The 22,010-nt window shown below is 71.3% G+C and carries 20 protein-coding genes; 4 read left to right on the top strand and 16 right to left on the bottom strand.

The features are described from left to right. Positions 1–2 precede the first annotated feature (2 nt). The 8 genes from ACOJV9_RS02785 to ACOJV9_RS02750 form a co-directional block, all read right to left on the bottom strand. Complete coding sequence (locus tag ACOJV9_RS02785) at positions 3–1,388, bottom strand: glutamine synthetase family protein (protein ID WP_420183642.1); 1,386 nt, start codon at positions 1,386–1,388, stop codon at positions 3–5. Between the two features lie 16 nt (positions 1,389–1,404). After that, on the bottom strand, positions 1,405–2,133 hold the full coding sequence (locus ACOJV9_RS02780) for a FadR/GntR family transcriptional regulator (protein WP_420183641.1): 729 nt from the start codon (positions 2,131–2,133) through the stop codon (positions 1,405–1,407). A 22-nt stretch (positions 2,134–2,155) separates the two neighbouring features. Continuing rightward, complete coding sequence (locus ACOJV9_RS02775; RefSeq protein WP_420183640.1) at positions 2,156–3,688, bottom strand: amino acid permease; 1,533 nt, start codon at positions 3,686–3,688, stop codon at positions 2,156–2,158. 121 nt (positions 3,689–3,809) lie between these two features. Then, a complete protein-coding gene (locus ACOJV9_RS02770) occupies positions 3,810–4,907 on the bottom strand; it encodes a branched-chain amino acid aminotransferase (protein ID WP_420183639.1) in 1,098 nt (365 codons plus the stop codon). A gap of 50 nt (positions 4,908–4,957) precedes the next feature. Continuing rightward, on the bottom strand, positions 4,958–6,022 hold the full coding sequence (locus ACOJV9_RS02765) for a 3-isopropylmalate dehydrogenase (protein WP_420183638.1): 1,065 nt from the start codon (positions 6,020–6,022) through the stop codon (positions 4,958–4,960). 558 nt (positions 6,023–6,580) lie between these two features. Then, entirely contained in the window at positions 6,581–6,937 is a 357-nt protein-coding gene (locus ACOJV9_RS02760; protein WP_420183637.1) for an HU family DNA-binding protein, read from the bottom strand. A gap of 78 nt (positions 6,938–7,015) precedes the next feature. Beyond that, positions 7,016–8,602: a phosphoglycerate dehydrogenase gene (gene serA / locus ACOJV9_RS02755; protein ID WP_420183636.1), complete on the bottom strand. Its 1,587-nt coding sequence runs from the start codon at positions 8,600–8,602 to the stop codon at positions 7,016–7,018. Between the two features lie 152 nt (positions 8,603–8,754). Next, positions 8,755–9,105 (bottom strand): hypothetical protein, encoded by a 351-nt coding sequence (locus tag ACOJV9_RS02750; RefSeq protein WP_420183635.1) that lies wholly within the window; start codon positions 9,103–9,105, stop codon positions 8,755–8,757. A gap of 62 nt (positions 9,106–9,167) precedes the next feature. Here ACOJV9_RS02750 and ACOJV9_RS02745 point away from each other — a divergent pair, with 62 nt between their 5' ends. After that, positions 9,168–9,950, top strand: coding sequence for an SDR family oxidoreductase (locus tag ACOJV9_RS02745; RefSeq protein ID WP_420183634.1), 783 nt, complete (start codon positions 9,168–9,170; stop codon positions 9,948–9,950). A 3-nt stretch (positions 9,951–9,953) separates the two neighbouring features. On the opposite strand, the gene ACOJV9_RS02740 is transcribed toward ACOJV9_RS02745, so the two are convergent. Further along, a complete protein-coding gene (locus ACOJV9_RS02740; RefSeq protein WP_420183633.1) occupies positions 9,954–10,412 on the bottom strand; it encodes a DedA family protein in 459 nt (152 codons plus the stop codon). A 163-nt stretch (positions 10,413–10,575) separates the two neighbouring features. Between ACOJV9_RS02740 and ACOJV9_RS02735 the strand changes: the two genes are divergently transcribed. Then, the gene (locus tag ACOJV9_RS02735) at positions 10,576–10,899 is read left to right on the top strand and encodes a hypothetical protein (RefSeq protein WP_420183632.1); all 324 of its coding nucleotides are present in this window, start codon (positions 10,576–10,578) and stop codon (positions 10,897–10,899) included. A 129-nt stretch (positions 10,900–11,028) separates the two neighbouring features. Here ACOJV9_RS02735 and ilvC read toward each other — a convergent pair whose 3' ends face one another. From ilvC to ACOJV9_RS02710, 5 genes are all read right to left on the bottom strand, one after another. Next, the gene (gene ilvC / locus ACOJV9_RS02730) at positions 11,029–12,060 is read right to left on the bottom strand and encodes a ketol-acid reductoisomerase (RefSeq protein WP_420183631.1); all 1,032 of its coding nucleotides are present in this window, start codon (positions 12,058–12,060) and stop codon (positions 11,029–11,031) included. A 79-nt stretch (positions 12,061–12,139) separates the two neighbouring features. Continuing rightward, positions 12,140–12,652 (bottom strand): acetolactate synthase small subunit, encoded by a 513-nt coding sequence (ilvN, locus tag ACOJV9_RS02725; protein ID WP_420183630.1) that lies wholly within the window; start codon positions 12,650–12,652, stop codon positions 12,140–12,142. Beyond that, entirely contained in the window at positions 12,652–14,490 is a 1,839-nt protein-coding gene (locus ACOJV9_RS02720; protein ID WP_420183767.1) for an acetolactate synthase large subunit, read from the bottom strand. Before ACOJV9_RS02720 ends, ilvN begins: the two co-directional genes overlap by 1 nt. A gap of 224 nt (positions 14,491–14,714) precedes the next feature. Beyond that, positions 14,715–16,415 carry a dihydroxy-acid dehydratase gene (ilvD, locus tag ACOJV9_RS02715; RefSeq protein WP_420183629.1) on the bottom strand — a complete coding sequence of 567 codons (1,701 nt, stop codon included), beginning with the start codon at positions 16,413–16,415 and terminating at the stop codon, positions 14,715–14,717. A gap of 44 nt (positions 16,416–16,459) precedes the next feature. After that, entirely contained in the window at positions 16,460–18,547 is a 2,088-nt protein-coding gene (locus ACOJV9_RS02710) for an MMPL family transporter (protein WP_420183628.1), read from the bottom strand. 127 nt (positions 18,548–18,674) lie between these two features. On the opposite strand from ACOJV9_RS02710, the gene ACOJV9_RS02705 reads away from it, so the two are divergent. Further along, entirely contained in the window at positions 18,675–19,127 is a 453-nt protein-coding gene (locus ACOJV9_RS02705; protein WP_420183627.1) for a MarR family winged helix-turn-helix transcriptional regulator, read from the top strand. 32 nt (positions 19,128–19,159) lie between these two features. Here the strand turns inward: ACOJV9_RS02705 and ACOJV9_RS02700 are convergent, their stop codons facing one another. Beyond that, positions 19,160–19,690, bottom strand: a complete 531-nt coding sequence (locus ACOJV9_RS02700) for a SixA phosphatase family protein (protein WP_420183626.1) — start codon at positions 19,688–19,690, stop codon at positions 19,160–19,162. 32 nt (positions 19,691–19,722) lie between these two features. Further along, entirely contained in the window at positions 19,723–20,652 is a 930-nt protein-coding gene (locus ACOJV9_RS02695; protein WP_420183625.1) for a 2-hydroxyacid dehydrogenase, read from the bottom strand. A 109-nt stretch (positions 20,653–20,761) separates the two neighbouring features. Between ACOJV9_RS02695 and ACOJV9_RS02690 the strand changes: the two genes are divergently transcribed. Beyond that, entirely contained in the window at positions 20,762–21,928 is a 1,167-nt protein-coding gene (locus ACOJV9_RS02690) for a PQQ-dependent sugar dehydrogenase (protein ID WP_420183624.1), read from the top strand. Positions 21,929–22,010: the final 82 nt, after the last annotated feature.

The raw sequence follows: 22,010 nt of genomic DNA, 5'->3' as shown, positions 1-22,010 counted from the left end.
GCCTACAGCCTCTCGAATCCTCGGACGCGTTCCCAGTCGGTCACGGCGGCCTCGAAGGCCGTGATCTCGACGTCGGCGGCGTTGACGTAGTGGTCGACCACGTCGTCACCGAAGACCTCACGCGCGATCGCCGACTCTGCCAGCAGCTGCCGCGCCTCTCGCAGGGTCCTCGGCACGGTGGGCACGTCCGACAGGTAGGCGTTGCCCTCGAAGGCCGGCTCCAGCTCGAGCTCGTGCTCGATCCCGTAGAGCCCACCGGCGAGCATCGCCGCCACCGCCAGGTAGGGGTTGACGTCGCCACCGGGCACCCGGTTCTCCATCCGCAGACCGGCGCCGTGTCCGACGACCCGGAGGGCACAGGTGCGGTTGTCGCGACCCCAGGCGATGGCGGTCGGCGCGAACGAGCCGGGGGCGAAACGCTTGTAGGAGTTGATGTTCGGTGCGTAGAAGTAGGTGAAGTCCCGCATCGTCGCGAGCACTCCGGCGAGGAACTGGTCGTGCAGCACGCCCTGCCCGCCCTCGCGCTCGTCGTCCGCGAAGACGACCTCGCCGTCGAGTCCCCGCAGGGACAGGTGGATGTGGCACGAGTTTCCCTCACGCTCGTCGTACTTCGCCATGAACGTCAGGGACTTGCCGTGCCTGGCCGCGATCTCCTTGGCTGCCGTCTTGTAGACGACGTGGTTGTCGCAGGTCCGGACCACCTCGTCGTAGAGGAAGCCGATCTCGTGCTGCCCGTAGTTGCACTCCCCCTTGGCGCCCTCGACGGTGACGCCCGCGGCGTACAGCTCGTTGCGGATCTCGCGCAGGACCGGCTCCACCTCCGTCCCCCCGACGATCGAGTAGTCGACGTTGTAGCGGTTGGCACCGGTCAGGCCGACGTATCGCCGGTCCCATGCCGAGGCGTAGCTGTCGTCGAAGAGGATGAACTCCAGCTCGGTCCCCCCGATGGCCTGCCAGCCCAGCTCGGTGGCGCGGGCGACCTGGGCCTTGAGGATGTCGCGCGGCGACTGGCGCACGGGGCCGGACCCGTCGAGCCAGGCGAGGTCGCACTGGATCGTCACGGAGTGGGGCTGACCGGGGGTGCGACGCAGCGTGTCCAGGTCGAGGACGAACTCGAAGTCGCCGTAGCCCTTCTCCCACGACGACATGGCGTAGCCGTCGACGGTGTTCATGTCGACGTCCACCGCGAGGAGGTAGTTGCACCCCTCCACGGCCCCGTCGAGGACGTGGTCGAGGAAGTATGCCGCGTGCAGCCGTTTGCCGGTCAGCCGTCCCTGCATGTCGGTGAAGGCGACGACGACCGTGTCGATCTCCCCCGTGGACACGCCGGTCCGGAGGTCGTCGAGCGTGAGCTGCCTGGGCCCACTGCTGTGGATCGATCCGCTCATGTGCTGCTCCTTCGTCTCATCCGATCAGTCCCCTCAACAGGGCGGAGGTGGCGTCGCAGTGCTCCTCCATGGCGGCGCGGGCGCGCTCGGCGTCCCCCCGGAGGATCGCACCGACCACGGCGTCGTGCTGGTCGCACGAGTGGCTGATGTTGCGCGGGAGCACCGGTATCGCCCCGAGCATCTCGCCGAGCGCGGCCTGTGCCCGGGTGACCGACTCGATGAGCATCGGCGAGGCCGACAGCGTCGCCACCGCGAGGTGGAAGCGACTGTCCGCCATGCGGTGCGAGGCCGCGTCCGGGGCGTCGCGCACCGCCGCTGCCGACTCCACGAGCCACGACCGCTGGTCACCCGACAGGTCCTGACCGGCCGCGAGCCAGGCGGCCCCCGGCTCGACGACCCGGCGGAAGTCGAGCGCGTCGGCGAGGGCCGCTCCGCGTCGCACCGGGGGCCGGACCGAGCCCGGCACCGGGGCGACGTAGGTGACGACCGTGCCCCCGCCGCGGCCGCGTCGGGTGGTCACCAGCCCGCTGGTGCGCAGCGCCGCGATGGCGTCGCGCAGCGAGTTGCGGGAGACACCGAGCCGCTCGGCGAGCTCGCGCTCCGGCGGCAGGTGCTCGCCGTGGACGAACACGCCGAGCCGGATCGCCGTCGCCAGCTGCTCGACCGTGGTCTCGAAGACGTTGGCCGTCGCCGGGCGCAGGACGGCCTCGGGAAGCCGGCCGACGCCCACGGGGAGCTCCGTCACGGAGCCGACCTCACGGCATACCTCATCGGAAGATCTCGGCGGGCGGGATCGTGTCGTGCCCCTCGGGCACGTCGACCATGAAGTGCTTCCGGCCACCCACGAACCACGAGATGGTCGAGAAGGCGAGGACGAAGAGCACGGCCAGCGGCGCGTAGTTGAAGGTCGCGTCACCGAACGTGCCGGGTGCGTAGGCCGGAAGCATGAACAGCACGACGATGAAGGCCACCCAGACGATGGCGATCCAGCCGATCGGGGCGGACCAGCGCCCGAGGTTCCAGCGGCCCTGCCTGAAGGCGGGGTTGGTCCGGCGGAGGTAGACCGGGACGACGTAGGCGATGTAGAGCCCGATGACCGCGATCGAGGTGATCGCGAAGAAGGCCGTGAGGTTCCGGACCGCCGGCAGGGTGACGATGATGGCCAGCGCGACACACAGCCAGATCGAGTTGGTCGGGGTGCCGGTGCGGGGGTTGACCTTGGCCCAGAAGCGCGACCCGGGGAGGGCGTTGTCACGCGAGAAGGCGTAGGACATCCGCGAGTTCGCCGTCACCGAGGCCATGCCGCAGAAGAACTGGGCCACGGCGCAGATGAAGAGCAGCGTGATGCCCAGGTTGCGACCGGCGGCGTCGATGAAGACCTGCGCGACGGGGAGCCCGGTGTCGGAGGCGCGGGTCGCCGCGTAGTCCTGGATGGCTGCGGTGATCGAGATGAGCAGGATCCAGCCGGCGAGCAGCGAGACCCAGACCGAGCGGACGATGCCCTTGGGCGCTTCGGTCGACGCGCTCTTGGTCTCCTCCGCGATGTGCGCGGAGGCGTCGTAGCCGGTGAACGTGTACTGGGCCAGCAGCAGGCCGATGAGGAAGACGTAGATGCCGCTGCTCCAGCCGGTCTCGTTGACGAAGCCGGTGAAGGTGAAGCCCATCGTCTGGTGCTGGTCGGGCACGAGCCAGAGGACGGCCACGATGATGGCGACACCGGCCAGGTGCCACCACGCGCTGACGTCCGAGAGCAGCTTGACGAGTGAGACACCGAACGTGTTGAGCAGCCCGTGCAGGCAGATGATGACGACGAACGCGACGAACGTCGAGGCCAGCGACACCTCCAGACCGAACACGAGGTTGAGCAGGGCCATCCACGTGATCGCGGCCCCGTAGTCGATGGCCGCGGTGACCGCCACCTCGCCGAGGAAGTTGAACCACCCGACGTACCAGGCCCACACCCGCTTGTTGCGTCGGGCGAGCTTGCCCGCCCAGTAGTAGAGGCCGCCGGCCGTCGGGTAGACCGAGCAGATCTCGGCCATGGCGAGGGCGACGCAGAGCACCATGACGCCGACGAGCGGCCAGCCGAGGTTGATCGCCGCGGGACCGCCGGCGTCCATGGCGAGGTAGAAGGTCGTGACGCAGCCGGAGAGGATCGAGATGATCGAGAAGGAGACGGCGAAGTTGCTGAAGCCGCTCATCCCCCGATGGAGCTCCTGCTTGTAGCCGAGCTCGGCCAGCATGTCCTCGTCGCTCTGGTGCCCGGTCGTGGTGCTGTCCTGTTCGCGCTGAGTCGCCATGAGCACTCTCCATCAATGGTCTGTTTCCGGACCCTGTGGTCCGCAAACCTCAATGCTGGACAGAGAACACCACGGCGGACTCCGGCGTCAATGGTCCGTTCGCGGACCTTTCAGGATCCCGTCAGACGAGGCGGGTCATCCACCCGTGCGTGTCCTCGGCGCGGCCGTACTGGATGTCGAGAAGGCGCGAGCGGATCGCCCGGGTGACCTCGCCACCCTCGGGGCCGCCGACGGCCGGCGCCGTGCCGCCCTCCCAGCGCAGCTCACCGACGGGCGTGACGACGGCGGCGGTGCCGCAGGCGAAGATCTCGACGATGTCGCCGGAGGCGACTCCGTCCTTCCACTCCTGGATGGGCACCTTGCGCTCGACCGGCGTGAGGTCGAGGTCCTTGGCCAGCTCGAGGATCGAGCTTCGGGTGATGCCCTCGAGGATGGTGCCGGAGAGCTCGGGCGTGACGAGCTGACCGTCCTTGGTGAGGAAGAAGAGGTTCATGCCGCCGAGCTCCTCGATGAGCTCGTGCGTGCCGGAGTCGAGGAAGACGGCCTGGTCGCAGCCGTGCTCGATGCCCTCGAGCTGGCCCGCGAGGGACGAGGCGTAGTTGCCGCCGCACTTGGCTGCGCCGGTGCCACCGGCGCCGGCGCGCGCGTAGTCCTGCGAGATCCACAGCGTCACGGGCTTGAGGCCGCCCGGGAAGTACGGGCCGGCCGGCGACGCGATGACCGAGTAGGTGACGACGTTGGCCGGGCGGACGCCGAGGAAGGCCTCGGAGGCGTACATGAAGGGGCGAAGGTAGAGGCTGGCCTCGCTGCCGTCGGCCGGGGGGACCCAGGCCTCGTCGACCTCGAGCAGCGCCTTGAGCGAGCCGATGAAGTCGTCCTCGGACAGCTCCGGGAGCGCGAGGCGCCGGGCGCTGCGGGCCATGCGGGCGGCGTTGGCCTCGGGGCGGAACGTCCACACCGAGCCGTCGGCGTGACGGTAGGCCTTCATCCCCTCGAAGATCTCCTGCGCGTAGTGCAGCACCGCGGCACTCGGCATGAGCTGGATCGGGCCGAACGGGACGACGCGCCCGTCGTGCCAGCCGCCGTCCTTGGTCCACGTGGCCGTGACCATGTGGTCGGTGAAGTGCACCCCGAAGCCGGGGTCGGCGTGGATCTCGGAACGACGCTCGTCGGTCGCCGGGTCCTGACGTCGCTCGACGGTGAACGAGAGGTCGGTCATCTCGGGGGTCCTTCCACGCAGGAATGCAGTTGGTGCGGCCGTGCCCGAGCCTATGACAGGCCGGCGGCGACGGCGTCACCGATGGCGCTCGTCGTCCGGGCCCTGCTGCCCCGCTGCGCGAGGTCGGCCGCGACGGCCGCCTCGACCCGGGCGGCCTCGTCGGTGCGGCCCAGGTGCTCCAGCAGCATGGCGACGGAGAGGATCGTCGCGGTCGGGTCGGCCGTGCCCTGGCCGGCGATGTCGGGCGCGGACCCGTGGACCGGCTCGAACATGCTCGGGGACTCCCCCGTCGGGTTGATGTTGCCGCTCGCGGCGAGCCCGATGCCACCGGCGATGGCAGCGGCGATGTCGGTGATGATGTCGCCGAACAGGTTGTCGGTGACGATGACGTCGAAGCGGCCCGGGTCGGTGGCGAGGAAGATCGTCGCCGCGTCCACGTGCTGGTAGGCCGTCTCGACCTCCGGGAACTCCGCGCCGACCTCCTCGACCGTCCGCCGCCAGAGGTGGCCCGCGTGCGTGAGGACGTTGTGCTTGTGCACGAGGGTGAGGTGCCGGCGCGGCCGGGCCTGCGCGCGGGCAAAGGCCTCTCGCACGACCCGCTCCACGCCGAAGCGGGTGTTGACGCTGACCTCGGTGGCGATCTCGTGCGGGGTGCCGGTTCGCAGGGAGCCGCCGTTGCCGACGTAGGGACCCTCGGTGCCCTCCCGCACGACCACGAAGTCGATGCCGTCCGGGGCGACGCGCTCGACGGCGAGCGGGCTCTCCACTCCCGGGTAGAGCTTGGCCGGGCGCAGGTTGACGAAGTGGTCGAGGGCGAAGCGCAGCGGCAGCAGGATGCCGCGCTCGAGGACGCCGCTCGGGACGCTCGGGTCGCCGATCGCGCCGAGCAGGATGACGTCGTGGCCGCGCAGCTCCTGGAGGACGCCGTCGGGCAGCGTCTCACCGGTGGCGTTCCAGCGCTGTGCACCCAGGTCGTATGCCGTCGAGCTCACCTTGGTGCCACTGCCGGCGGTGACCGCCTCGAGGACCTTGACCCCTTCGGCGACGACCTCGGGGCCGATGCCGTCTCCGGCGATGACGGCCAGGTCGATGTCCGCTGCGGTGCGCTCGCTCATGCCGTCCACTCTAGGAAGATCTCGGGATGCGGGACGCAGTGCCCACGATGCGAACTTGCCTCGACGACTTGCCCACGCAGAGCGTGGGACCCGCCGCCGGAAGTGGCTTCCTCTCGGTTCGCTTGGCTGAGGACGTCAGGCGGGGTGAGAGGAACCCACTTCGGGCGGGAAAGGGGGGTGGGTCAGGCGTCGGTGTGGTCCTGGTCGCGCAGGTCCAGCGACTCCTGCAGCGCCCGCTGGGCCTGCTTGGCTTCTTCACTCATGGGTTTCAGTCCTTCGACATCTGGGGTGTGGGCGGGTCGGTCGGCTCGAGCCCGTGGTGTGGGCGAACCGGTCAGCGTGCGTCGCAGGGTCTCCGCGACGAGGAAGCTGACGACCGGACCTCGCCGCGGCTGGCGATGAGGATGACCTGCCGCTGCATGGTGTCGAGGTTATGAGGACGTCCTACCATCCGGTAGGGAGTGACCACAGTGTGGGACGCGGTCTCAGCACCGGACCTGACGCACGAATGCCGCGTGCCCACCGAGGTAGGGCACGCGGCATTCGCGAACAGCGGGGTCAGCTCTTGGCGAGCTTGCGCTTGAGCTCCGCACCCGGCTTGAACGCCGCGGACGTGCTGGCCGCGATGTCGAGCGACTCACCCGTCTGCGGGTTGCGGCCGGTGCGAGCAGCGCGCTCACGCGTCTCGAAGATGCCGAAGCCCGGCAGCGAGACCTTGTCACCGGCGACGAGCGCGTCGGTGATCGAGCCGATGACGGCGTCGATGGCGCGGTCGGCGTCGGCGCCGCTGATGCCCGCGCTCTCGGCAACCTTGTTCTTGAGATCCGTACGGTTCACAAACCCTCCTGGGACGTGTGTGTCTGAGGAACAACGAGTATCACGGACGGCGAGCCTGCCGAAACCGACGCGCGACACGTATGCCGTGCGGTTCCCCGGGGAGGAAAGCGCACGGCATACGGTCGATCGGTCAGCGGCGCTGCGCCACTAGGGCGCTCACTGCGCGAGGTCGACCACGCGGACGTCGGCGTCGACCTCGGACGCGATCGCGTGCACGACGGCGCTCGGGATCTCGTTGTCGACGGTGAGGGCCACGAGGGCCAGCCCGGCGGCGTCGTCGCGGGCCACCTGCATGCCACCGATGTTGACGTCGGCCTCGCCGAGGAGGCGTCCGATGACACCGACGACACCCGGACGGTCCTTGTAGGAGAAGAAGGCCATGTGGTCGCTGATCGGGACCTCGATGTCGAAGCCGTTGACGCCGATGAGCTTCTGGACGAGCTTGGGTCCGGTGAGCGTCCCGGCCACGGACACGGTCGACCCGTCCGCAAGGGTCCCGCGCAGGGTGGTGACGTTGCGGAAGTCCTCCGAGACGGCGTCGGTGAGCAGGCGCACCTCGCATCCGCGGTCCTTGGCGAGCAGCGGCGCGTTGACATAGGTCACCGGGTCCTCGGTGACGTCGGTGAACACGCCCTTGAGGGCGGCGAGCTCCCAGATGGAGACGTCGTGCGCGGTGATCTCGCCGCGGACGTCGACGTCGAGCTGGACCGGGACGGAGCCGGCGACGCCGGTGAAGATGCGACCGAGCTTCTCGACGAGGTCGATGCCGGGGCGGACCTCCTCGGCGACGGCGCCTCCGGAGACGTTGACCGCGTCAGGGACCAGGTCGCCGCTGAGGGCCAGCCGCACGGACTTGGCGACGGCGACGCCGGCCTTCTCCTGGGCCTCGTCGGTGGAGGCGCCGAGGTGCGGGGTGACGACGACCGACTCGTGCTCGAAGAGGGGGCTCTCCGTGGTCGGCTCCTTGGCGAACACGTCGATGCCGGCACCAGCCACGCGACCGTCGCGCAGGGCCTCGGCCAGCGCGTCCTCGTCGACGATGCCGCCGCGTGCGGCGTTGATGATGCGCACGGTGGGCTTGACCTTGGTCAGCGCCTCGGTCCCGATGAGGCCGAGGGTCTCCGGCGACTTCGGGAGGTGCACGGTGATGAAGTCCGACTCGGCGAGCAGCTCGTCGAGGCTCACGAGGCGCGCTCCGAGCTGGCCGGCGCGCTGCGCGGAGACGTAGGGGTCGTAGGCGAGGATCTCGACGCCGAAGCCCTTGAGGCGCTCTGCGACGAGCTGGCCGATGCGGCCGAACCCGACGACGCCGACCTTCTTGTCGAGGAGCTCGACGCCGCCGTACTTGCTGCGCTTCCACGCGCCGCCCTTGAGGGCCTGGTTGGCCGGGGCGATGTTGCGCGCGGTGGCGAGGAGCAGGCCCACGGCGAGCTCGGCGGCGCTGGTGATGTTGGACGTCGGGGCGTTGACGACCATGACGCCGGCCTGGGTGGCGGCGGGCACGTCGACGTTGTCGAGGCCGACACCGGCGCGCGCGATGACCTTGAGGTTCTTGGCCGCGGCGATGGCTTCGGCATCCATCTTGGTCGCCGAGCGGATAAGCACGGCGTCGACGCCGGCGAGCGCCGGGAGGAGCTGGGACCGGTCGGCCCCGTCGACGTTGCGGACCTCGAAGTCCGGTCCGAGGGCGTCGATGGTGGCGGGCGAGAGTTCTTCGGCGATGAGGACGACGGGTTTGGTCACGTGCGATTCCTTCGGCGGGGGCGCGGATGGGCGAATGCACGGCGTTGTGCGCTGGCGAGTCTACGGCCGGTGACCAGAATGTGGATGCCACGGCCCGGCATCCGGACCCGAGCGCTCGACGTCGACACACCGGGATGCCGCTCCGCTGCGAGTCAGCCGCCCAGGAGGCTCTGCCACACGGCGACGCCGAGTGCGGTCTGGAGGGCGGCCCAGCCCGCCGAGACCGGGGTGAGCACGCAGAGGAAGCGCGAGAGTGGGATCCGCGCGGCGCCGTTGGCGACCTGGGTCGCGCCCGCCAGCCCGTACACCGGGTACGTCACGAGCACCGACCGCGCGCCGAACCGGAGCACCTTCGCCTGCGCGGCGGCGACCCGTCCGTCCGGCGCGGCGCGGAGGGTGGCCACCCGGCCGGCTGCGTAGTACCCGAGTCCCCGGACCACGCCGAGGGCGAAGAGACCGACCCAGAGGAGCCCGGCCGGCCAGGTCGCCATCGTGTCGGTCACACCTGAGGATAGGGGCCCGCCGGCTCTCGACTCTCTCGACCAGCGACGGGGAGACTGTGCGCATGCGCATCGTCGTGACGGGTGGAGCGGGCGACCTGGGTGGTCGCGTGGTGCGGGAGCTGACCAGGCGCGGGCACGAGGCGGTCGCCGCGAGCCGTCGGAGCGGGGTGGACCTGGCGATCGGCGCGGGCCTGGATGCCGTGCTGGACGGTGCCGACGCCGTTGTCCACTCGGCGACCTCCCCGAGGCGGCCACAGACCGTCGACGTCGCCGGAGCCACGCGGATCGGCGAGTCCCTGCGCCGCTTGGCGTCGCCCGCGCACGTCGTCTCGATCTCGATCGTCGGGTGCGACCGCATCGCGTATCCCTACTACCGCGCGAAGCTCGACTCCGAGACCGCCCTCGAACGGGCCGGTGTCCCCACGACCATCGTGCGGGCCACCCAGTTCCACTCCCTCGCGGCCCTCCTCGCCTCGGTGCTGCGCGTCGGACCGCTGAGCGTCTCGGTGGGTCACATGCGCAGCCAACCTGTGGACATCGACTGGGTGGCCGCGCGGCTCGCGGACCACGCCACGGCTGCGGCGCCGGACGGCTTCGTCCGGGCGCGTGAGCTCGCCGGCCCCACGGCATACGACGCAGGTGCACTGTCGGCGCTGGTGGCCGAGCACGACGGGCGCAGGCCGCCTCGCACGGTGCGCATCCCCCCGGTCGGCAAGGTTCTGCGGGGGTTCGCGGAGGGCCGGAACCTGCCCGGCCCCGAGGCGGAGACCGGCGGACGCCCGTTCGAGGACTGGCTCGCCGCCCAACCCCGACCACTCCCCCGGCGGATGCACTCACCCACCTGAGCCTCACCCGTCGGAGGCGTGCGTCATCCACCTCGTCGTCCCGGCAACGACGAGGAGCACAGCCGCTGCGACGAGGAGCCACCATGACGGACCGGCCGCGACGGCCTCCCACAACGCCACCCCGACGGACGTGTACAGCGTCGCCCAGAGCAGCGACCCGCCGACGGCCGCAGGTAGGTAGTGCGTGAGCGGCATGCGGAGGGCGCCGGCGGCCGCGTTCACCAAGGTCTGCACACCGACCGTGAGGAACGAGGCGGCGACCACGGGGGCGCCCCAGCGGTCGACGAGGCCCTCGGTGCGCACGACGGCGGGACGGTCGAGGTGCCTCGCGAGACGCGAGTGGGCGCCGCCGGCGCGCAGTGCGCGTCCCGCCCAGTACGTCGCGTTGGAGCGGAGCATGGCGATGAGGAAGAACATGCCGAAGACACCCCACACGGGCCAGCCCTCGAGGAGGTCGTCCACGTCCTCACTCCAGGGAGGTGGGCCATCGCGACCGAACCGCGACCGGTCGCCCACCAGGTGACGACCGGGTCGCGACCCGGACGCCCTGGACTGGTCGGGAAGCCGGCGCAGCAGCACCGGCACCCGGACCGGACCACCGGTCACCCCAGGAAAGGACAGCGTCATGCACCTCCACACCACCTCCCGTCGGGCGGCGGCGGCCCTGGCCACCACCGCGGTCGCCGGCCTCCTCACGATCGCCCCGGCCCACGCCAGGCAGGACCCGGGCGAGCTCAACAGCTCGGCAGCCAGGCCCGACGGTTCGACCCTGCAGTACTCGACAGCGGACTCCGACTCCTTCGGACCGTCGAGCACCTTGACGGTGTCGGTCGACGACAACGCGGTCGAGTACCTGCAGGTCGCCCTCGGGGCCCTGGGCGGGATCGCCGTCGTCGGCGCCATCGCCGCAGGCTCCACCCGTCGGCACGGTCACGCCCACCCGGCGTGACCCACGGACCGGTGCGGCCGGCATACGCGGGAGGTCTCCCCGGGAAACCGACCGTTCCCCCCGGATCTGATCCGGGGGGAACGGTCGGTTTCCGGGATGAGGCGGAAAAGGTGACGGGTCGGGGAACGGTCAGCGAGCCGCCGAGCCCTCGACGTAGTCGCTGTCGGTGTCGGTCTTCACCCAGGCCATGAGCTTGCGCAGCTCCTTGCCCGTGGCCTCGATCGGGTGCTGGGCACCCTTCTCGCGCAGCGCCGTGAACTCGGGCCCCCCGGCGTCCTGGTCGTCGATGAACCGCTTGGCGAAGGCGCCGTTGCGGATGTCGGCGAGGACCGCCTGCATGTTCTCCTTGACCGAGGGGTCGATGACGCGCGGCCCGGAGACGTAGTCGCCGTACTCGGCCGTGTCTGAGACCGACCAGCGCTGCTTGGCGATGCCGCCCTCGACCATGAGGTCGACGATGAGCTTGAGCTCGTGGAGCACCTCGAAGTAGGCGATCTCGGGCTGGTAGCCGGCCTCGGTCAGCGTCTCGAAGCCGTACTGGACGAGCTGGCTGGCGCCGCCGCAGAGGACCGCCTGCTCACCGAAGAGGTCGGTCTCGCACTCCTCCGTGAAGGTCGTCCGGATGCCGCCGGCGCGCAGGCCGCCGATGGCCTTGGCGTAGGACTTCGCGAGATCCCAGGCGGTGCCCGACGGGTCCTGCTCGACGGCGAGCAGCACGGGGACGCCGCGACCGTCGACGTACTCACGCCGCACGAGGTGTCCGGGCCCCTTGGGGGCGACCATGAGGACGTCGGAGCCGGCCTCGGGCTGGATGTAGTCGAAGCGGATGTTGAAGCCGTGCCCGAAGAGCAGCGCGGCGCCCTCCTTGAGGTTCGGCTGGATGGAGTCGGCGTAGACGGTGCGCTGCACCTGGTCGGGCGTGAGGATGACGACGAGGTCGGCCTCGGCAGTGGCCTCCGCCACCGTCTCGACGGTCAGGCCCTCGGCCTCCGCCTTGGCCCGGCTTTTGCTGCCTTCGGCGAGCCCGACGCGCACGTCGACCCCGCTGTCCCGGAGGTTGAGCGCGTGGGCGTGCCCCTGGCTGCCGTATCCGATGACGGCGACCTTGCGCCCCTGGATGATCGACAGGTCCGCGTCGTCGTCGTAGAACATCTCGGCCATGGTTTTCGGCTTCTCCTCGGGTTGTCGTGCGTGGTGGTCGGGGAGCAGGACGGCGTATGCCGTGTGCTCGCGTGTGGGGTCAGGCTCCGCGCAGCGCGCGGTCGGTGATGGAACGGGGGCCGCGTCCGATGGCGACGATGCCGGACTGGACGAGCTCGCGCACGCCGTAGGGCTCGAGGACCCCGAGCAGCGCCTCCAGCTTCTCGTGGGGGCCGGTGGCCTCGATGGTCACCGACTCGGTGGCGACGTCGACGACCTTGGCGCGGAAGAGCTGGACGAGCTCGAGGACCTGGCTGCGCGTCGCCGCGTCGGCCCGGACCTTGATGAGCATGACCTGCCGCTGGACGGCGGTGGCCGCGTCGAGCTCGACGACCTTGAGCACCTCGACGAGCTTGTTGAGCTGCTTGGTCACCTGCTCGAGCGGGAGGTCCTCGACGTCGACGACGACGGTGATGCGGGAGATCTCGACGTGCTCGGTCTCCCCCACGGCGAGCGAGTGGATGTTGAAGCCGCGTCGGGCGAACAGCCCGGCGATGCGGGCCAGGACGCCGGGCTTGTTCTCGACGAGCACCGAGAGCGTGTGCTGCGACATCAGCTGCTCACCTCCTCTTCGCGGTCCCACTGGGGGGCGGTGTCCTTGGCGACCTGGATCGCGTCGTTGCTCACGCCGGCGGGCACCATCGGCCACACCATCGCGTCTCGGTGCACGACGAAGTCGACGACGACCGGCCGGTCGTTGATCGCCATCGCCTGCCGAATCGTGTCGTCCACGTCCTCCGGTCTCTCGCAGCGCAGCCCGGCGCAGCCGTAGGCGTCGGCGAGCTTGACGAAGTCGGGGATGCGGGTGCCCTCGTGCGAGGTGTGCAGGTCGGTGTTGGAGTAGCGCTCGTTGTAGAAGAGCGACTGCCACTGGCGGACCATGCCGAGGCTGCTGTTGTTGATGACGGCGACCTTGATCGGGATGTTGTTGATGACGCAGGTCGCGAGCTCCTGGTTGGTCATCTGGAAGCAGCCGTCACCGTCGATCGCCCACACGGTGCGCTCCGGCTCGCCGACCTGGGCACCCATGGCGGCCGGGACGGCATACCCCATCGTGCCGAGCCCACCGGAGTTGAGCCAGGCCCGCGGACGCTCGTACTGCACGAACTGGGCCGCCCACATCTGGTGCTGGCCGACCCCGGCGACGTAGACCGCGCCGGGTCCGGCGATCGCGCTGAGCCGCTCGATGACGTACTGCGGGGCGAGGGTGTCCCCCTCGGGCGCGGAGTAGCCGACGGGGAAGTCGCGCTTCCAGCCCTGGGTGCGCTCACGCCACGCGGCGTAGTCACCGCCGCGGCCGGCGTCGATGTCGCCGTCGACGGACTGGATGAGGTCGACGAGCACGTCCTTGCAGGACCCGACGATGGGCACGTCCGCCTTGCGGTTCTTGGAGATCTCGGCCGGGTCGATGTCGGCGTGGATGACCTTGGCCTCGGGGGCGAAGGTGGAGAGCTGCCCCGTCACCCGGTCGTCGAAGCGGGCACCGAGGGTGATGAGGAGGTCGGCCTTCTGGAGGGCGGTCACCGCGGCGACGGACCCGTGCATGCCCGGCATGCCGAGGTGCAGCTCGTGGCTGTCGGGCAGGGCGCCGCGGGCCATGAGCGTCGTGACGACGGGGATGCGGGTCAGCTCGACGAACTGGCGCAGCTCCTCGCAGGCGTCGGCGCGGATGACGCCGCCACCGACGTAGAGGACGGGGCGCTCGGACGCGGCGATCAGCCTGGACGCCTCACGGATCTGCTTCGTGTGGGGACGGGTCACCGGGTGGTAGCCGGGCAGGTCGATGCGCGGCGGCCACGCGAAGGTGGTCTTCGCCTGGAGTGCGTCCTTGCTGATGTCGACGAGGACCGGCCCGGGGCGACCGGTGGCCGCGATGTGGAAGGCCTCGGCGATGACGCGCGGGATCTGGGCGGCGTCGGTGACGAGGTAGTTGTGCTTCGTGATCGGCATGGTGATGCCGCGGATGTCCGCCTCCTGGAAGGCGTCCGTGCCGATCGAGGCGCTCGCGACCTGGCCGGTGATGGCCACGATCGGGACCGAGTCCATGTGCGCGTTGGCGAGCGCGGTGACGAGGTTGGTCGCGCCCGGGCCGGACGTGGCCATGCACACCCCGACCTTGCCGGTGGCGCTGGCGTAGCCCTCGGCCGCGTGACCGGCGCCCTGCTCGTGGCGGACGAGGATGTGACGCACCTTGACCGAGTCGAGGAGCGGGTCGTAGGCCGGGAGGATCGCGCCGCCGGGGATCCCGAAGACCGTGTCGACCTCCATGCACTCGAGCGAGAGGACGAGGCTCTGGGCTCCGGTCACCTCGATCGGTGCCTTGGCTCGGGCCTGCTCGGCGAGCCGCGCCGGGGTCGGCGCTGCCTGGGTCTCGCTCACGTCGGTCACCATCTCTGCATCGTCATGGGTGTCGCTGGCTGTGCGTGGCACAAAAAAACCCTCCCGTCCCCGCGGTGGGGACGACGGAGGGAGGCGCCTGGCCGACCGTCTCAGGCCGGGCCGGGCGCCGGAGGAAGTACGAGGATCCGGGCCACGCGACGACTCTCCTCCGGCGCCCCGGTCGTGTCAACGTGTGAGACGCCACATCCCACCATCCGGTCACTTGGGCGGGTCCGTCAGTCGCAGACGGCGCCGCGGCTGGCAGAGCCGACGAGCTTGCGGTACTTGGCGAGGACCCCGCGGGTGTACTTCGGCTCGGGGTGGGTCACACCCTCGGCGCGCCGCCGGTCGAGCTCGCCGTCGTCGACGAGGAGGTCGAGGGTCCCGTTCGCGACGTCGAGGCGTATGCCGTCACCGTCGCGCACGAACGCGATCGGCCCCTCGTCGACGGCCTCGGGGGCGACGTGCCCGACGCACAGACCCGTGGTGCCTCCGGAGAACCGGCCGTCGGTGAGGAGCAGGACGTCCTTGCCCAGGCCGGCGCCCTTGATGGCGCCGGTGACCGCGAGCATCTCGCGCATGCCCGGGCCACCCTTGGGTCCCTCGTAGCGGATGACGACGACGTCCTGCGGCTTGAGCTCGCCCTGCTCGACGGCGTCCATCGCGGCACGCTCGCCGTCGAAGACGCGCGCCGTGCCCTCGAAGACGTCGGTGTCGAAGCCGGCCGACTTGACGACCGCGCCCTCGGGCGCGAGCGAGCCGCTGAGGATCGTCAGGCCACCCGTGCGGTGGATCGGCTCGGACATGGCACGGACGACGTGGCCGTCGGGGTCCGGCGGGCGGATGTCGGCGAGGTTCTCGGCGACCGTGCGGCCGGTGACCGTGAGGCAGTCGCCGTGGAGGAGGCCCGCGTCGAGCAGCGCCTTCATGACGACGGGCACTCCCCCGACCCGGTCGATGTCGGTCATGACGAACTGGCCGAACGGCTTGACGTCGGCGAGGTGCGGGACCTTGGCGCCGACACGCTGGAAGTCGCCGATGGTGAGGTCGACCTCGGCCTCGTGGGCGATCGCGAGGAGGTGGAGCACGGCGTTGGTCGAGCCGCCGAAGGCCATGACGACGGCGATGGCGTTCTCGAAGGCCTCCTTGGTCATGATCTGGCGCGCGGTGACGCCGCGACGGAGCAGCTCGACGACGGCCTCACCGGACTTGCGGGCGAACCCGTCGCGGCGGCGGTCCGTAGCGGGCGGGGCGGCCGAACCCGGCAGCGACATGCCCATCGCCTCGGCGACGGAGGCCATCGTGTTGGCGGTGTACATGCCGCCGCAGGCGCCCTCGCCCGGGCAGATCGCACGCTCGATGGCGTCGACGTCCGCGCGCGACATCTTCCCGGCGGCGCAGGCGCCGACGGCTTCGAACGCGTCGATGATCGTGACGGTCTTCTCGGACCCGTCCGAGAGCTTGGCGATCCCGGGAAGGATGGACCCGGCATACAGGAAGACCGACGCGAGGTCGAGGCGCGCGGCGGCCATGAGCATGCCCGGCAGGCTCTTGTCGCACCCGGCCAGCAGCACCGAGCCGTCGAGCCGTTCGGCGTTCATCACCGTCTCGACGGAGTCGGCGATGATCTCGCGCGACACGAGCGAGAAGTGCATGCCCTCGTGCCCCATGGAGATGCCGTCCGACACCGAGATGGTGCCGAACTCCAGCGGGTAGCCGCCTCCGGAGTGCACGCCGTCCTTGACCGCCTTGGCCAGCCGGTCGAGCGAGAGGTTGCACGGGGTGATCTCGTTCCACGAGCTGGCCACGCCGATCTGCGGCTTGACCCAGTCGTCGTCGCCCATGCCCACGGCCCGCAGCATCCCCCGGGCCGCGGTCTTCTCCAGGCCGTCGGTGACGTCGCGGCTGCGGGGCTTGATGTCAGGAGCGTCGCTCATGCGCCCAACTGTAGGACGCGTGTCCATGGGCTGGGACGCCGATCTCACCTCTCGGCCGCGACCAGCTCCGGCTCGGGGTCGCCCGCACCGCGGGAGGCGATCTCGGACCGGTCGGCCCCGTCCACGCGACGTGGCCACCAGAAGCGGTCGCCGAGGACGAGGGCGATGGCCGGCACGAGGACGGTGCGCACGACGAGGGTGTCGAGCAGCACGCCGATGCAGATGACGACGCCGAGCTGGGCGAGGACGACGAGCGGGAGGACCCCGAGCACCGCGAACACCGCGGCGAGCAGGATGCCGGCGCTCGTGATCACTCCACCGGTGGCCGACAGGGCCCGCAGCATGCCCTCGCGGGAGCCGTGGCCGCGGGCCTCCTCGGCAGCCCGGGTGACGAGGAAGATGTTGTAGTCCACCCCGAGCGCCACGAGGAAGACGAAGGCGAGCAGGGGCACGCCGTCGTCGAGCAGGTCGAAGCCGAGCACCTGGGTGAAGAGGACCCACGAGAGGCCGAGGCTCGACAGGTAGGTCGCGACGACGGTGGACACGAGGATGACCGGTGCGACCACCGACCGCAGCAGCAGGCCCAGCGCCACGAGGACGAGGCCGAGGATGAGCGGGAAGATGAGGAACCGGTCGCGGCTGGACGCCTCGGACGCGTCGAGGGCCTCGGCCTCGGTCCCCCCGACGTGGGTCTCGGGCAGGTCGGCGACGGCGGCGCGGATCGCGATGACCGCGTCGGTGGCCTCGTCGGAGCCGGGCGCGGCCTCGAGGACGGCCTGGATCTCGCTCACGCCACCGGCGCTGGCCACCTCGCGGGTCGAGGAGACGCCGTCGACCGCCGAGACGGTCGAGGCGAGGGCAGCCGGGTCGGCGCCTCGGGACACGACCGTCGTCGGGTCGGCGGAGCCGGCAGGGAAGGACTCCGAGAGGCGCTCTCCTGCCGAGATGGCCTCCGGCTTCTGGAGGAACTGGTCGGCCCCGTCGAGGCCAGTCCGGATCTGGGTCATGCCGGTCGCCGCGACCGCGAGCAGCACGACGGTGGCGGTGGCGAAGACGGCGGGACGTCGCGCCACGGTGTCGCCGACGCGCCGCCAGAGCGAACGGGAGTCGGCCAGGCTGGCCTGACCCTCACGGGGGACCTTGGGCCAGAAGATCCACCGGCCGAAGACGACGAGGGCGGCGGGCAGCACGACGAGCACGAACGCTGCGGCCACGACGACGCCCACGGCGCAGGCGAGACCGAGACCCCGGGTCGTCGGGAACGCCGACAGCAGGAGGGTGAGCAGGCCGATGACGACGGTGGAGGCGCTGGAGAGGACGGCCTCCGCGGTGCGGGTGAGGGCCTTGGCCATGGCGTCCCGGCGGTCGGCGTGCACCCGCAGCTCGTCGCGGTAGCGCGAGATGAGCAGCAGGGCGTAGTCGGTCCCGGCGCCGAAGACGAGGACCGAGAGGATGCCGATGGTCGACTCGTCCCACTGGACGTCGAAGACGGCCAGCGTGCGCGTCGCGAGCACCGCCGCGAGCTGGTCGGCGACCCCCACCACGGTGAGCGGCACGAGCCAGAGCACCGGGCTGCGGTAGGTGATGATGAGCAGCAGCGCGACGACGCCCGCCGTGGCCCCGAGCAGACGGACGTTGGCGCCGTCGAAGACCGCGGCGAGGTCGGCCTGGATCGCGGCCGGCCCGGTGACCTGGGCGGTGAGCCCGTCGGGCAGGTCCGCCTTCGCCGCGGTGCGGAGCTCGGCCACGACGTCCGCGGTCTCCGTGGCGTCGTCGGCGACGACCGGGACGAAGACCGTGGCTGCGGTGCCGTCCTCGGCGACGACCGGCGGCGCTCCGGTGGCACCGGGCAGCGAGCGCGCCCGCTCCTGCACGACGGCGAGCGCATCGGCGCCGAGCCGCTCGTCGCTGCTGTAGAGGACCAGTGCGGCCGACCCCTCAGCCTCGGGCAGCTCGGCGCTCAGCTCGGTCGCGGCCCTGCTGTCCGACCCCAGTGGCAGGGACGCGGTCGCCGTCGGCCCGAGCTCGGCCTGGCCGACCACGCCGATGGTCACTCCGGCGGCGAGCAGCGCACAGAGGGCGAGCAGGCCGGCGACCCACCTGCGGGTGATGAGGCGAGAAAGGCCGGCCATGAGGGAGCTCCTTGATAGGGTTGCTTGGCGGATGATTCACCAAGTTGCTAAGTAGGTGAGTGATATTACGGAAGACCAGCGCTCCGGCGCAAGCCGCGACACCGTCGCGGCCCCCACCCACGAGGGGATGACCACCGTGACCTCGGTCGCGCCGGCATACCGTCCGTCGTCGTCCCTCGAGGCGCTCCAGGAGCTCGTCGACCTCGCCGCGCAGGTGCCGCACGACGTGGCGCGCAGGGCAGGTCTGTCGGTCTCCGAGCTGCACTCGCTGCGACACCTCGCGGCCTCGCCGATGGGGCCGGTCGAGCTCGCCAAGGCGCTCGGGGTGACCTCCGCCGCCGCCTCCGGGGTCGTCGACCGGCTCGTCGCCCGGGGCCATGCCGAGCGCCGGCCACACTCCGCCGACGGACGCCGCACCGAGGTGGTCGTCACCGAGTCGGGCCGCCGCGAGGTGTTCACCCTGCTCGCGCCGATGTTCACCAAACTCGCCGAGATCGACGCCCCGCTCGACGACGACGAGCGCGCGCTGGTCGAGCGCTACCTGCGCGGGGCGATCGAGGCGATGCGCTCCGTCACCTGAGCGTCTCCGCAGTGGGCCGGCGCGCCCGCGGGTCAGTGGGCGCCGCGCGCCACGTGGAAGCGGTCGAGCCGGGGCACGCCGAGGGCCAGGTCGCTCCAGTGCCCCGAGAAGCGCAGCACCGCGACGCCCGACGTGGGGAAGCCCTGGCTCATGAGGTCGTGCGCCCGCTCGCTCCCCTCCCCGTCGGCGAGCATCGAGGCGAGCGCCGGGATCCCCGGGGCGTGCCCGACGACCATGACGACGTTGGCGTCGGAGTCCGCCTCTCGCACGAGGGTGAGCAGCCGCTCCGGTGCCGCGTTGTAGATGCGGTGGTCGTGGTGGACGTCGGCCTCGGAGCAGCCGGCGTTCCACATGTCCTCGCAGGTCTGCTGGGCCCGGGCCGCGGTCGAGCACAGCACCTCGTCGACCCCGATGCCCTGCTCGCTCAACCACAGTCCGGCCGCCCGCGCGTCCCGGTGGCCGCGCGCCGTCAGCTCGCGCTCGTGGTCCCCGTCGTCGCCGACCGCCTCGGCCTTGGCGTGGCGCACGAGGACGAGGGTCCGGTCCTCAGCAGCAGCGGTCATGGCTCGATCTTGCCCCCTGCCGGGGCCGGTTGTCAGGTCTTGACAATCGGCCTGACGAGGTGGCGGGGCTGCTCCCCCGCGGCCAGCAGGCTGAGCTGGTCGCGCAGGAGGGCGGCCATCCGTGGCAGGAGGGCGGTGGTGTTGCCTCCGGCGTGCGGGGTGATGAGGACGTCCGGTGCGCCCCAGAGGGCGTGCCCGTCGGGCAGGGGCTCGGGGTCGGTCACGTCCAGCGCGAGGCGGAGCCGCCCTGCGTGCCGGACCAGGGCGTCGGTGTCGGCCACCGGGCCACGAGCAACGTTGATGAGGAGCGCGCCGTCCGGCATGGCCGACAGGAAGGCCTCGTCGACGAGGTGCCGGGTGGCGTCGTTGAGGGGCGTGATGACGATGACGACGTCGTGGGCGGGCAGCAGCCCGGGGAGCTCGTCGACGCCGCGGACCTCGGCGACCGTCCCGTCACCGGCACGGGGGCGCGAGGCCACGGCCGTGAGGGACACCTCGAAGGGGACCAGGCGGCGGGCGATGGCCGACCCGACGGAGCCGTACCCGACGATGAGCACCCGCCGGTCGGCGAGCGAGGGACGCTGTCCGAGCGACGCCCACCGCTGCTCGTCACCGGCGCGGACGGCCTGCGGGATGCCCCGCAGCGAGGCGATGGCCATGCCGACGGCGAGCTCTGCCGTGGCGGCGTCGTAGACACCCGCCGCGTTCGCCACGGCGACCGACTCGGGGACCGCCTCGAGCACCCCGTCGAACCCCGCCGACTGGAGCTGGACGAGCCGGCACCCCTCGAGCTGCTCCACCGCCGACAGCGCCTCGGCAGCACCGAGGTACGGCGCGACGACGACCTCGATCCGGGGGTCGGGAGCCGCCTCGCCGGCGGGGTCCCACAACACGCTCTCGACACCGGGCACCTCGCCCACCGCGTCTCGCAGGGTGGGGTCCGGGAAGGAGACGACGACCATGCGCTCGACCCTAGGCGACGCGGCGGCGAGGTTCGCGGCACGGTCCCGGAATCCTGGAAGTTCCCTGCGCCGGCATGGTCTTCGTGCTCCCGCCGGGAGACGATCGGGTATGCCGTCCTGTCGCCGCACGCTGCCCCCCGTCCTCGCGCTGGGCCTGACGATCGCGCTCGCGGCGTGCTCGGCGCCCTCCGAGGAGGCGCCTCCACCGTCGACCCCGACACCCTCGACGGCGTCGTCCTCTGCCAGTGCCTCTCCGGACGCGACGCCCTCGGCCTCGGGCTCACCGACCTCGAGTGCACCGATCCCCGCGGGGTCGCCCTCGGACGTCGTCACCGGGCTCGACGTGCCGTGGTCCGTCGCGTTCCTCCCGGACGGTGACGCGCTCGTCACGTTGCGCGACGAGGCCCGGGTCGTCCGGGTCACGCCCGAGGGCCAGCGCTCCGACGTGGGCGAGGTCGACGGTGTCGACGCGGGCGGGGAGGGCGGCCTGCTCGGGGTGGCCGTGTCGCCCACGTTCGCCAGCGACGGCGTGGTGCACCTCTACGTCACCTCGGACAGCGGCAACCGGGTCCTGCGCACCACGCTCGAGGACGACGGGCTGGGCGAGATGACTCCCGTGCTGACCGGCATACCGAAGGCAGGCAACCACAACGGTGGCCGGATCGCGTGGGGACCGGACGGGTTCCTCTACGTCGGCACCGGTGACGCGGCCGAGCCGGACCGGTCGCAGGACCGCGGCAACCTCGGCGGCAAGATCCTGCGGATCACCGCGGACGGGAAGCCGGCTCCGGGCAACCCCTTCGGCGCGAGCCCGGTGTGGAGCCTGGGTCACCGCAACGTCCAGGGCCTCGCCTGGGGGCGCGACGGCACGATGTTCGCGAGCGAGTTCGGCCAGAACACCTGGGACGAGCTCAACGTCATCACCCCCGGGGGCAACTACGGCTGGCCGGAGGCGGAGGGGCTCGACGGTGGCGGCGACGACTTCGTCGCCCCGATCGCCCAGTGGTCCACCGACGACGCGTCGCCGAGCGGGATCGCGGTCGGTGCTGACGGCGCCGTCTACCTGGCGGCCCTACGTGGTGAGTCCCTGTGGAAGGTGGCAGTTGACGGGCCTCGGCGCCGGGGTGAGCCGGTGCGCCTGCTCCGCGAGAGGTACGGCCGCATCCGTGACGTGGTGGCCGCGCCGGACGGGACCCTGTGGATGCTCACCAGCAACACCTTCCGCGGCGATCCCCGCCCCGGCGACGACCGGGTCGTGAGGGTGCCGGTCGGCTGAGGTCGGGCAGAGGGCTGCTCGGTGAGCCCCTGCGGGGTGGTGGTCGGACGTACGTTGAGGGGCAGCGCCGAGCGCGAGAGCC

Origin of the sequence: Knoellia terrae (assembly GCF_048606435.1) — a bacterium.
Taxonomy (GTDB): Bacteria; Actinomycetota; Actinomycetes; order Actinomycetales; family Dermatophilaceae; genus Knoellia; species Knoellia terrae.
Note: the sequence above shows the minus strand (reverse complement) of the source record. Positions and strands in the feature narration are given on the sequence as shown.